Genomic DNA, 10,722 nt, shown 5'->3' on the forward strand with positions numbered 1-10,722 from the left:
ACTGGCGGTGACCAATAGGATTCTCTTGGTATGAGTCTTAATTTTTTAGAGTTTGAACAACCTATCGCAGAATTAGAAGCCAAAATTGAGGCCCTTCGCGCTGTTTCCAAGCGGGGTGGAGAAGACGCGGTTAACTTGGATAAAGAGATTGAACAACTGGAAACAAAAAGCCTAGAGCTGACGCGAAAAATCTTTGGTGATTTAGGCGCGTGGCAGGTGGCACAACTTGCGCGTCATCCGCAGCGCCCATATACCTACGACTATCTGGATCGCATTTTCCATGAGTTTGATGAATTGGCTGGCGACCGCGCCTATGCTGACGACAAAGCATTGGTGGGAGGAATGGCGCGATTAGAAGGGCGTCCTGTGATGGTGATTGGTCACCAAAAAGGGCGAGACACCAATGAAAAGGTCAAGCGTAACTTTGGTATGCCCAAGCCCGAGGGCTACCGCAAAGCACTGCGCCTGATGAAAATGGCCGAGCGTTTTAATATGCCGGTGATTACCTTTATCGATACCGCAGGCGCTTACCCAGGTGTCGGAGCCGAGGAGCGAGGCCAATCAGAGGCGATTGCCCGTAACCTTAAAGAAATGGCCGGCCTGACTGTCCCTGTGATTTGTAATGTGGTCGGCGAGGGTGGTTCAGGTGGTGCGTTGGCGATTGGCGTGGGGGATTATGTCAATATGCTGCAGTACTCCACCTACTCGGTGATCTCCCCCGAGGGTTGTGCCTCCATTTTGTGGCGTGATGCGGCGAAAGCGCCGCAAGCGGCTGATGCGATGGGGATAACCGCGCCTCGCCTCAAAGAGCTTGGCTTGGTTGATAGTGTAATCACTGAGCCTCTGGGTGGCGCACACCGCGACATTAACGCGATGGCGAATAGCATTAAGCAAACACTGCTTACCCAGCTAAGCGATTTAGACAGTCTTGATACCGAAAGCTTGCGGGATCGCCGCTATCAGCGCTTGCTCAATTACGGTTACTGCTAATCGTGATGGAATGCACTGCGATAAAGGGCCTGCGGGCCCTTTTCTTTTACGTAAAGGGCGGTAACAATGACACATTATATCAATGATGAATGGCTATGCTTTACCATCAACTGAGTGACACATTAGCCCCGCTGACAACGACACCGCGACAGGTGGTACTGGCGCTCAGTGGCGGATTAGACTCTCGCGTGTTGCTAGCATTATTGACGCAGTATCGCGACCAACACCCCCAACATGATTATCTTGTGGTTCATGTCCATCACGGTTTGCATCCCGATGCCGATAAATGGGCTGAGCTGTGCCAAATGTGGGCGGACAACGCCGGATTTCGCTGCCGGGTAGAAAGGGTGAGCTTGGATACGTCGCTCAGTGTGGAACATGCGGCGAGACAAGCAAGATATCAGGCGATCGCGCACCTGCTTAAGCCCAATGGATTGGTGTTAACCGCCCAGCACAGTGATGATCAGGTTGAAACCTTTTTCCTCGCCCTCAAACGCGGCAGTGGTTTGGAAGGGTTAGCTGGGATGCCAGCGGTGCGTGCTCTGGGTCAGGGCTATCTGGTACGTCCTTTTTTGACGCAATCAAGGGCGAGCCTTGAGGCGTATGCGCGCCAACACCAACTCGATTGGGTGGACGATCCGAGCAACCATGACACGCGCTTTGATCGTAATTTTTTGCGTCAGCACTGGTTACCGCAAGCGGATGCTCGTTGGCCTGGCTTTCGTAAAGCCGTTGAGCGTACCCAGCGCTTGTGTGGTGAACAAGCGTCCTTATTGGCGCGATTGATAGAGCCTATGGTGACACAAGCGGAGACAGAAGCGGGCTGCCTGGCTATTACCGCGTTACCACAGAACGACTTAGCACTCACGCAGGCCATGCTGCGCCATTGGCTAAAACGCCACAGTATTACCTTGACGCAAGCACAGTTACAGACATTGCTCTTTGATGTCATCAACGCTAAACCGGATGCCAACCCGAGCTTGAGCGTGGGCACGGTGAGTATTCGCCGCTTCCAGCAACAGCTTTATATCGTGCTGCCTTATGCCGATTTATCCCAATGGCAGGGCACACTGACGCCAGAAACACCGTTAGCACTGCCAGATGGACTGGGTACCTTGTACTTACTGCCTTATTCGTCGACAGAGAAAGGGCTCGCGCTGGGAGATCTCGCGTCGCGGGCACTGCATGTACACTTTAACCCTCGTGGCTTATCGATTCATCCTGCCGGCCGACAAGGGCGCCGAAAGCTAAAAAAACTCTACCAAGAAGCCGGGATCCCCAGCTGGTTACGTCGACGCCAACCGATTATTTGCGATGGCGAGACAGTGGTGGCCATTGCCGATAGGTATGTTAGTCAGGCCGCAAGCGGTAAACAATGGCGGCTTGTTTGGCAGCATGAGTCTTAGTCCCCCCTGTCACCCGGCGCGATTCGCTCACTTAACATCGCTCGCTCACCAGGTGCTAGAGCAAACGTCGGGCGAGTTGGATGAGATCAGAATACTGAACGGGTGATGATTAATTGAGCAGTTAGACTATCTTATCTTGCTTAATCGTGACGAATTACTTAATGTACTAGTCCAATGATACATAAGGTAAGCAGTAATGGCATCAAGTCGCGAATTATTCGGTACTAGGATTGGCTTTGTTCTGGCTGCAGCAGGGGCTGCAGTGGGACTGGGTAATATTTGGGGATTTCCCACTCAAGCGGCCAGTAATGGCGGTGGCGCGTTTTTACTCGTCTACTTGTTAATGATTTTGCTGGTGGCATTTCCCATGTTGGTGGTGGAAATGGCGATTGGCCGTCATGGGCGTGCGAACCCACTGGATAGCATGCGTGCACTCAGTGATAATCCTTTGATGAAGCGCTTAGGAAGCGGTGTGGGTTTAGTGGGACTGGCCGTTCCTTGTATGGTGCTGGCGTTCTATAGCATTGTTGGCGGCTGGTTAGTGTCTTTTCTCCTTGCGGCGGTTGCAGAGATCTTGCACTTTACCGACGCGGCAGTATGGTTAAAAGGCTTCTCGGCTTCACGTAACTTGTTTGGCGCTATCCTCTTTTATGTGTTGACGATCTTTATCGTGCAAGCAGGTGTGAAACAAGGAATTGAACGTTGGTCGACGCGGTTGATGCCCGCATTATTCGTGCTGTTTGCCGCGATGTTTATCTACATCATGACACTTCCTGGCGCGACTGAGGGCTTAAAGCACTACCTTATTCCTGACTTCTCCAAGATCATGGACAGAGATCTGCTCTTGGCCGCGATGGGACAAGGCTTTTTCTCGCTGACCATTGGTGGGTGCTCGATGCTGATTTATGGCTCTTATCTGAGTCAGAAAGAAAATCTGCCTAAGATGGCATTGAGCGTCACGCTGGTCGATACCGCGGTGGCAGTTATTGCTGGTCTGGTGGTGCTACCTGCCATGTTTGTTGCCATGCACCAAGGCGTAGAAATATACGCCCAAGATGGCAGCTTGCTGAGTGCCGATACGCTGGTATTTACCGTGTTACCTTTGCTGTTTGAAAGCCTCGGAGCGGCAGGGCCTTACGTGTCTTTGGTCTTTTTCTTACTGATGACTATTGCGGCGCTGACCTCTTCGATTTCTATGCTCGAGTGCCCGGTTGCTCTTGCCAGTGAACGACTAGGCTCAAGCCGTAAAATCACCAGTTGGGTCCTGGGTGGTCTGATTGCCGCGTTTAGTGCGGTGATTGTCTTCCATTTCGGTACCTTGTTTGGTTTGGTGGCGAAAGTGGCGACACAGTACTTCCAGCCTTTTGCAGCACTATTGTTCTGCTTGTTTGGTGGGTGGATTTGGTCGCGTGACCGCAAATTGTCGGCCTTGCGTGAGGGGTATGCGGATATTGAGCAGAGCCTGTTTTGGAAAATATGGCCTGTCTACGTCAAGTTCGTTTGTCCTATATTAGTGGCGACCGTCCTGTGGGTGTCACTGGGCTAACAAAAGCCGTCGAGATCGCGACCAATAATGAAAAAAGCGGACGAAATGTCCGCTTTTTGCGTTGTATAGACGTTGAGTTAACGAAATTGGTTAGCGTCTTCGATATACGTAAAGCCTGCTTCTTCGAGCCGCGTGCACAGTACGGCTGTGTCTATATCATAATAGCGAACCAGATCCTCCAAGCTGTCAAACTCGTCACGTAGCTTCATATTGACAATGCTCATCAGCATGACAGGGTCCATGGTGGCGTAATTGTTTAAATCCATCTTAGTCCTCGTGATCGCTGATCAACAAGTTGGCCGCGGCAAATGCGGCTTGCTCTCGACGCGATTGCTGGATCTCAGTGTCTTGTGCAATATCGTTGAGGGCTTTTAATGCGCAATGGATCGCCGCTGGTATATAGCCTTGCTCGCCACTGCCAATTTCCGCGTAGCGTTGGCGAATCAAGTCACAGCAGTCTGCTATTTTCATGGTGTTCTCCTCACGTAATGATGAGGATCACTATACCCAATCTGGTTAGGGAGAGGAAAGCGCTAACGTGCGCGTTTTTGCCGGTACATACTTTGGTCGGCACGTTCATAGAGCGACAAGTTATTATCACCTTGTCGATAGACAGAGAAACCAACTGACGCGCTGATCTGGTGACTTGATAACAAATGATCTTGGCCAACTAAGCTTTTCACTCGTGAGGTCACGTGTTTCACCGAGCTTTTACTGGCAGGTTGCAAGATCACGGCAAACTCATCGCCACCGAGTCGATAACAACGATCGCTGCCGCGCACAGCCTCTTTGACCAGCAATGAAAAACGGCGTAGTACCTTATCACCATCCAAGTGGCCATAGGTATCATTAACTTGTTTGAAGTTGTCCATATCGAACATCACCATGACCAGACCAATATTTTCCCGTTCACAGACGGCGACGGCATGCTGAAGGTCTTGTTCAAAGCTGGTGCGGTTATGTAGGCCAGTGAGACCATCGAGCAATGCCATGTTTTTCACGCGCGTATACTCAACGGCATTATTCAGCGGGCCGGCGAGCAGCTTGTGATAGGTATGGAGCAAGCTGATTTCATCTGGGTCGAGCTTGTAAGGGGTAGAGTATTGCAACACACCCAATGGCTGCTTATTGAACTTGATGGAAAACGTCTGACGAAATGTGTGTTGTGCGCCACGACGAATGATGTTGGAGATATCATCATGCTCCCAAATAATGCGCCCAATATCGATCTGCTTTTCTAGTTCACGCGCGTAGACTTCAAACAACACTTTGATATCAAGGTGGCCTTGCAGCTTTTGTAACAACAACAAACGTTGATCGGCACCGAGCGGGACAATCCGCGGGGCGCGATCAGAGTTTGTATATTGTTTGATGTGCGAGGCATTCATGCGTGATCAACTACTCAGTAATAACGTCGGTTTCAATCTATGAAGCAGGTATCGTGCCAGTCTATATATTTTCGCTAATGGCGATGGGTGGATGCGAGTGAGGATACTGTTTTAAAGTAACTAATCTGTCAATAGAGAGAGGATCTCAGACTGGTGATTGTGTGCATCACGGTAGCCAATGTCAATCAACTGGCGAAGGTATGCCGCCTCAAATAACAGATAACTGGCAAAGGTGGCATCTTGACTGGCATTAATCCCCAAAAGCTTAAGCAAGCTGCGCAATGCGAGTGGCATATGGCTGTAGTAGCGGTTCGCCATGGGTTCAAATGGCTCTGATGGCCGAAGATGAAGCACATCAATGTGGCGCAGCCCTAGACGCTCTTTTTGGTCGGGAGATAAAGCGCTGGCAACCTGATTAAGCCGTTGTAAATGCTCTAAGTCTGCCGAGAGCGTATCCGCAAAGATAGCATTCATTAAATGACCGCCGAGCATCGCTAAACCTGGCGCGGTGTGTTTAATTTGTTCAGGCCGCCGTATTCCTGTGGTCAGATCCAGAATTAAAATCCGCTCCGCGTCCATTTTGACAGCGGGACGCAACGGGGAAATTTGGTGAATTGCCCCATCACCATAAAACTCGTGGCCAATCCTGGAGGCAGGAAAAACGAAAGGAATGGCTGAAGAGGCCAGTAAGTGTTCGGTGGAAATTTGACTTCGCTTTCCCACTGCGCGGGCTCTTTCCCACGGTTTGATATGAGATGCGCCTTGAAAGAAACTCACCGATTGCCCCGTTTGGTAGTTTGAGGCAGTGACAGACAAGCCATTTAAATGACCAGCAAGCAATTGATAATTAAGCTTGTTAAAGCTGATCGTTTGATTCAGTAATTCTCTTAATGGCCGATTATTGAGCAACCCGAAAGGCTGAGTGGGTTGGTAGTGAGATTGAAAGCGTTGCCCGGTTTGCGACAAAAGATGGCCGATAAGTGCACTGGGCTGACTGGCGAGCACCCGGGAGGTGTTCAATCGATGCCATAGCCAAGACACTTTTTTGACGCCTAGTCGAAAACATGACGCATAGCTTGCCAAAGATACCGCGTTGATAGCACCGGCGGATGTGCCGCAATAAATGGTAAAGGGGCTCGTGTGCACCCGCGGGTACCAGTGAGCGATCGCCGAGAGTACGCCTACTTGGTAAGCGGCTCGTGCACCGCCGCCAGTGAGCACCAAGGCAATTTTGGGTTTGTTTTTCGACATAGGGCTACCATTATTACCACGCTAACAGTTTGATTATAGACGCTCTTTCATCTCACGCGCGGCGGTATATCACAGACCCCAAATACCATTAATGATAATGAGGTTGAAAATTGTTATCAATTCGATCTAGGCTGGTGGTGTCTTAATCATCGATGGAGCAACACCATGACTTACTCTTTTCCCGATCTTCCTTATGCTTATGATGCGCTAGAGCCCCACATTGATGAGGCAACCATGCGCATTCATCATCAGCGTCACCACAAAACCTATTACGATAAATTTGTTGCGGCGATTGAAGAGACGGCGCGTAATGGTGAATCGCTTGAGACTTTATTTGCTGAGGTTTCAACGCTGCCTGCTGCCATTCGTAATAATGGCGGTGGTTATTACAACCATTTGATTTATTGGCAATCGATGACGCCCAACCCTAAGGGGACACCAGAAGGACCGCTCTATGATGCCATTGTAGCGACCTACGGCTCACTCGATGCGTTTAAAGAGGCCTTTAGTCAGGCGGCGATTGGTCAGTTTGGGTCAGGCTTTGCGTGGCTGGTAGTGAAAGAAGATGGACAGCTTGAGATTACATCGACACCTAATCAAGATAATCCATTGATGGATATTGCAGAGGTGAAAGGAGAGCCGCTGTTAGGCTGTGATGTGTGGGAGCATGCTTACTATCTTAACTATCAGAATAAGCGGCCAGATTATGTCAATGCTTGGTGGCAAGTGGTCAATTGGGACTTTGCTGAAAAGGCATACCAAAAAGCACGCGAGACGATGAGCTGATACAAAAATGCCCCGCAGAGCGGGGCATGACATGCTTGCTTTTGGCGCTATTTAGTCAAGTTTTGACTGAATAAACGTCAGTGCATCGTCAATGGAGAAAGGCACTTTCTCGCCGTCTCGACGATGCTTATACTCGAACACGCCGTTATCCATACTACGCTCACCAATAACGATAGTGTGAGGCACGCCGACAAGTTCAATATCAGAGAACATTACACCTGGACGCTCTTTACGGTCGTCAAAAAGTACCTCGATACCGGCTGCGGTAAGATCGGTGTATAACTTTTCAGCCGCTTCACGGACACGTTCAGATTTGTGCATATTCATCGGGACAATGGCCACCTTGAAAGGTGCGATGGCGTCAGGCCAGATAATACCGTTTTGGTCATGGTTTTGCTCAATCGCTGCAGCCACAACACGCGTAATACCAATGCCGTAACAGCCCATCTCTAACATGGCGTTCTTACCGTCTTGGCCTAGTACGCCAGCATTCATCTTTTGTGAGTAGTTATTGCCCAGCTGGAAGATATGGCCCACTTCGATGCCACGTTTAAACATCAATGTGCCTTTACCACAAGGGCTAGGATCGCCTTCGATGACATTGCGCAGGTCGGCGACTTGACCTAGCTCTACATCGCGTCCCCAATTTATTCCGAAGTAGTGTTTATCGTCGGTGTTTGCACCAGCACCAAAGTCACTCATTACCGCAACACTGCGATCGACGATGAAAGGTGCCGGTAGGTTTACCGGACCCAAAGAGCCAGGACCTGCACCGACAAGCGCACGGATTTCTTCTTCGGTGGCGAAAGTAAGCGGTGCTTCTACCTCAGGTAGATTTTCCGCTTTTACTTCGTTGAGTTCATGATCGCCACGGATGATTAGCGCGATAAGATCGGAGTCGACCTGTTCAGACGCTTTGACGAAAAGCGTCTTAACTGTTTTTTCGATCGGGAGATCAAACTGCTCAACCAGTTCAGCAATGGTTTTCGCATTCGGCGTATCGACCAGCGCCATGGCTTGCGTGGGTGAATCGGCTTGCGCCTGAGGGGCGAGCGCTTCGGCTTTTTCAATATTTGCCGCGTAGTCGGACTCGGTTGAAAATGCGATCAGATCTTCACCACTGTCGGCCAGGACATGGAATTCGTGCGAGGCGGAACCACCAATGGCGCCGGTATCAGCCAATACGGCACGGTAGTCTAGCCCCATGCGATCAAAGATGGCGCAATAAGCCGCGCGCATTTTCTCATAGCTCTGCTCCATACCCGCTTTGTCGATATCGAAGCTATAGGCGTCTTTCATGGTAAATTCGCGAGAGCGCATGACGCCAAAACGAGGACGTACTTCGTCACGGAACTTGGTTTGGATTTGGTACAAGTTGAGCGGCAATTGCTTGTATGAATTGATTTCGTTGCGCGCCAAGTGCGTAATCACTTCTTCATGCGTGGGGCCTAAAACAAAATCACGTTGATGGCGGTCAGCAATACGTAGCAGCTCAGGACCAAACTTTTCCCAACGCCCCGTTTCTTGCCATAAATCTGCTGGTTGTACGACAGGCATCATGGTTTCGACGGCGCCGGCACGGTTCATTTCTTCGCGAACAATACGCTCAACATGGCGAAGGACACGAACCCCTGTAGGAAGCCAAGTATAAAGGCCTGAAGCGAGTTTTCGAATCATACCCGCACGCAACATCAGCTGGTGGCTGACAATTTCTGCGTCGCTAGGGGTTTCTTTCAAAGTAGAAAGCAGATATTGACTGGTACGCATGTAAAGTTATCCGTTGATATTGGCGATCAATAAGTCCAAGCATATTAACAGCGTGGGGGAGTTTCGACAAAAGCTTCTATGGTAGCCACCTCTATTTGCTCGTTTTGCACGTAAAACGTGACGTTAAAGTCGAACAGGTGAACAGCATAGCGGCGATTATCCGGTTGACCTTTTCTATAAGCCGGGCGTGGGTCTTGTGCTAAAACTTCAGCGATGACACGTTGATAATAGGCTTGCTGATGGGTTTGAGATAATGCCAATAAGGCGCGGTCAGAGAAATGAACGTCTAGTGGCGTGGGTTTGGTGTGAGCAAATCCGCCTTGGGCGTCGGGAATACTGTCAGAGTAAGGAATATAGGGCTTAATATCGACAATCGGGGTTTGGTCAACAAGATCGCACCCTCGTAATACCAAGGTTACTTGCCCGCTATCTTGAGTGACATCAACCAGCTCTACCGCCGACATACCAATGCCATTAGGACGAAATGTAGCCCGGCTGGCAAACACACCCATTTTCTCATTCCCCCCTAAACGAGGTGGCCGGACGGTAGGGCGCCATCCCTTATCTAAGTTCTGATCAAAAAGAAAAAGCAACCAAAGGTGAGAGTATTGTTCAATCCCTCGTACGGCGTCGATCTGATTGGCATCCCCCTGTAAGCAGAGATAAGCCAGTGCACTCGGCGCTAAACCAGGTTGACGAGGTACCGCAAACTTCTCTTTAAAAGGAGAGTAAAGCGTGCCGATTGGGGTGATAGAAAACGGGGAACACATAACCAAATAAACCTAAAACAACGTGGATATACTCTAGCATGTGATAGAAGAGGGGAGTATGGATGCAAGTCAGTCTTGGGCGTGACATAATCTCAACATTATTTACCGAGGGGAACAACGCGTGAGTCTTCCAGCCGTTTTTATCGATCGTGATGGTGTCGTTAATGTCGATCACGGTTATGTGTCTAGTATCGATAGCTTTGAATATATTGAGGGTGTGTTCGACGCATGTAGGGCGCTGAAAGAAAGCGGCTATTTACTCGTACTGGTGACCAATCAAGCCGGTATCGCAAGAGGCTACTTTTCGGAGCAAGATTTTTTGCAATTGACCGAATGGATGGATTGGAACTTTGCTGATAAAGGTGTCGATTTTGATGGGATATATTACTGCCCCCATCATGCCAGTGAAGGAGTCGGTGAGTATCGAATTGATTGCGATTGTCGCAAACCCAAGCCGGGTATGTTGATTGATGCCCAGCAAGAGCTCGACATTGATATGTCACGCTCGGTGATGGTGGGAGATAAAGCGGATGATATGAAAGCCGCAGAGTGTGCAGGGGTTACAACCCGTTTGCTAGTGCGTTCAGGTAAACCTGTCACCGAACAAGGCGTCGCATTAGCAACTGACGTTGTTGACTCTATCGCTGATATACCCGGTTGGCTTGCTAATCGTTAAAACGACATGCAAATAGTGTCTTGGCGATTATTTGCACAGTTAGATTTTTTTGAACAAAAACGCTTGCATCAAAAAAACAAGTCTCTATAATTCGCTTCTCGTTGGCACGGCAAGCCGCGCTAACAACGGCAAAACAGCCAAG

Annotated in this window: 11 protein-coding genes; 5 read left to right on the forward strand and 6 right to left on the reverse strand. The window is 49.7% G+C overall.

Annotated features, from left to right (window positions below; all coding sequences use genetic code 11):
• Nucleotides 1–30: 30 nt before the first annotated feature.
• The 3 genes from accA (at nucleotide 31) to C7A19_RS08745 (ending at nucleotide 3,942) form a co-directional block, all read left to right on the forward strand.
• Nucleotides 31–990 carry an acetyl-CoA carboxylase carboxyl transferase subunit alpha gene (accA, locus tag C7A19_RS08735; RefSeq protein WP_116644712.1) on the forward strand — a complete coding sequence of 320 codons (960 nt, stop codon included), beginning with the start codon at nucleotides 31–33 and terminating at the stop codon, nucleotides 988–990.
• Nucleotides 991–1,085: 95 nt separating this feature from the next.
• Nucleotides 1,086–2,396, forward strand: a complete 1,311-nt coding sequence (tilS, locus tag C7A19_RS08740; protein WP_116644713.1) for a tRNA lysidine(34) synthetase TilS — start codon at nucleotides 1,086–1,088, stop codon at nucleotides 2,394–2,396.
• 196 nt (nucleotides 2,397–2,592) lie between these two features.
• Complete coding sequence (locus C7A19_RS08745; RefSeq protein WP_116644714.1) at nucleotides 2,593–3,942, forward strand: sodium-dependent transporter; 1,350 nt, start codon at nucleotides 2,593–2,595, stop codon at nucleotides 3,940–3,942.
• A gap of 77 nt (nucleotides 3,943–4,019) precedes the next feature.
• Here C7A19_RS08745 and C7A19_RS08750 read toward each other — a convergent pair whose 3' ends face one another.
• From C7A19_RS08750 to C7A19_RS08765, 4 genes are all read right to left on the reverse strand, one after another.
• Nucleotides 4,020–4,208, reverse strand: a complete 189-nt coding sequence (locus tag C7A19_RS08750) for a DUF4250 domain-containing protein (protein WP_077458477.1) — start codon at nucleotides 4,206–4,208, stop codon at nucleotides 4,020–4,022.
• 1 nt (nucleotide 4,209) lies between these two features.
• Nucleotides 4,210–4,413 (reverse strand): YaeP family protein, encoded by a 204-nt coding sequence (locus tag C7A19_RS08755; protein ID WP_069363555.1) that lies wholly within the window; start codon nucleotides 4,411–4,413, stop codon nucleotides 4,210–4,212.
• 62 nt (nucleotides 4,414–4,475) lie between these two features.
• Nucleotides 4,476–5,330: a GGDEF domain-containing protein gene (locus C7A19_RS08760; RefSeq protein ID WP_069363556.1), complete on the reverse strand. Its 855-nt coding sequence runs from the start codon at nucleotides 5,328–5,330 to the stop codon at nucleotides 4,476–4,478.
• A 120-nt stretch (nucleotides 5,331–5,450) separates the two neighbouring features.
• The gene (locus C7A19_RS08765; protein WP_116644715.1) at nucleotides 5,451–6,581 is read right to left on the reverse strand and encodes a patatin-like phospholipase family protein; all 1,131 of its coding nucleotides are present in this window, start codon (nucleotides 6,579–6,581) and stop codon (nucleotides 5,451–5,453) included.
• 165 nt (nucleotides 6,582–6,746) lie between these two features.
• Here C7A19_RS08765 and C7A19_RS08770 point away from each other — a divergent pair, with 165 nt between their 5' ends.
• Nucleotides 6,747–7,367 carry a superoxide dismutase gene (locus tag C7A19_RS08770; RefSeq protein WP_116644716.1) on the forward strand — a complete coding sequence of 207 codons (621 nt, stop codon included), beginning with the start codon at nucleotides 6,747–6,749 and terminating at the stop codon, nucleotides 7,365–7,367.
• A 51-nt stretch (nucleotides 7,368–7,418) separates the two neighbouring features.
• Here C7A19_RS08770 and C7A19_RS08775 read toward each other — a convergent pair whose 3' ends face one another.
• Entirely contained in the window at nucleotides 7,419–9,134 is a 1,716-nt protein-coding gene (locus C7A19_RS08775; protein ID WP_116644717.1) for a proline--tRNA ligase, read from the reverse strand.
• Between the two features lie 44 nt (nucleotides 9,135–9,178).
• Complete coding sequence (gene tsaA, locus C7A19_RS08780; RefSeq protein WP_069363560.1) at nucleotides 9,179–9,904, reverse strand: tRNA (N6-threonylcarbamoyladenosine(37)-N6)-methyltransferase TrmO; 726 nt, start codon at nucleotides 9,902–9,904, stop codon at nucleotides 9,179–9,181.
• Nucleotides 9,905–10,025: 121 nt separating this feature from the next.
• Between tsaA and gmhB the strand changes: the two genes are divergently transcribed.
• Entirely contained in the window at nucleotides 10,026–10,580 is a 555-nt protein-coding gene (gene gmhB / locus C7A19_RS08785; protein ID WP_116644718.1) for a D-glycero-beta-D-manno-heptose 1,7-bisphosphate 7-phosphatase, read from the forward strand.
• Nucleotides 10,581–10,722 lie beyond the last annotated feature (142 nt).

Origin of the sequence: Salinivibrio sp. HTSP (assembly GCF_003390965.1) — a bacterium.
GTDB classification, from domain to species: Bacteria; Pseudomonadota; Gammaproteobacteria; order Enterobacterales; family Vibrionaceae; genus Salinivibrio; species Salinivibrio kushneri.

Coding starts and splice junctions, on each gene's coding strand:
- accA (WP_116644712.1), top strand. CDS start 31: ATGAGTCTTAATTTTTTAGAGTTTGAACAACCTATCGCAGAATTAGAA.
- tilS (WP_116644713.1), top strand. CDS start 1,086: ATGCTTTACCATCAACTGAGTGACACATTAGCCCCGCTGACAACGACA.
- C7A19_RS08745 (WP_116644714.1), top strand. CDS start 2,593: ATGGCATCAAGTCGCGAATTATTCGGTACTAGGATTGGCTTTGTTCTG.
- C7A19_RS08750 (WP_077458477.1), bottom strand. CDS start 4,208: ATGGATTTAAACAATTACGCCACCATGGACCCTGTCATGCTGATGAGC.
- C7A19_RS08755 (WP_069363555.1), bottom strand. CDS start 4,413: ATGAAAATAGCAGACTGCTGTGACTTGATTCGCCAACGCTACGCGGAA.
- C7A19_RS08760 (WP_069363556.1), bottom strand. CDS start 5,330: ATGAATGCCTCGCACATCAAACAATATACAAACTCTGATCGCGCCCCG.
- C7A19_RS08765 (WP_116644715.1), bottom strand. CDS start 6,581: ATGTCGAAAAACAAACCCAAAATTGCCTTGGTGCTCACTGGCGGCGGT.
- C7A19_RS08770 (WP_116644716.1), top strand. CDS start 6,747: ATGACTTACTCTTTTCCCGATCTTCCTTATGCTTATGATGCGCTAGAG.
- C7A19_RS08775 (WP_116644717.1), bottom strand. CDS start 9,134: ATGCGTACCAGTCAATATCTGCTTTCTACTTTGAAAGAAACCCCTAGC.
- tsaA (WP_069363560.1), bottom strand. CDS start 9,904: ATGTGTTCCCCGTTTTCTATCACCCCAATCGGCACGCTTTACTCTCCT.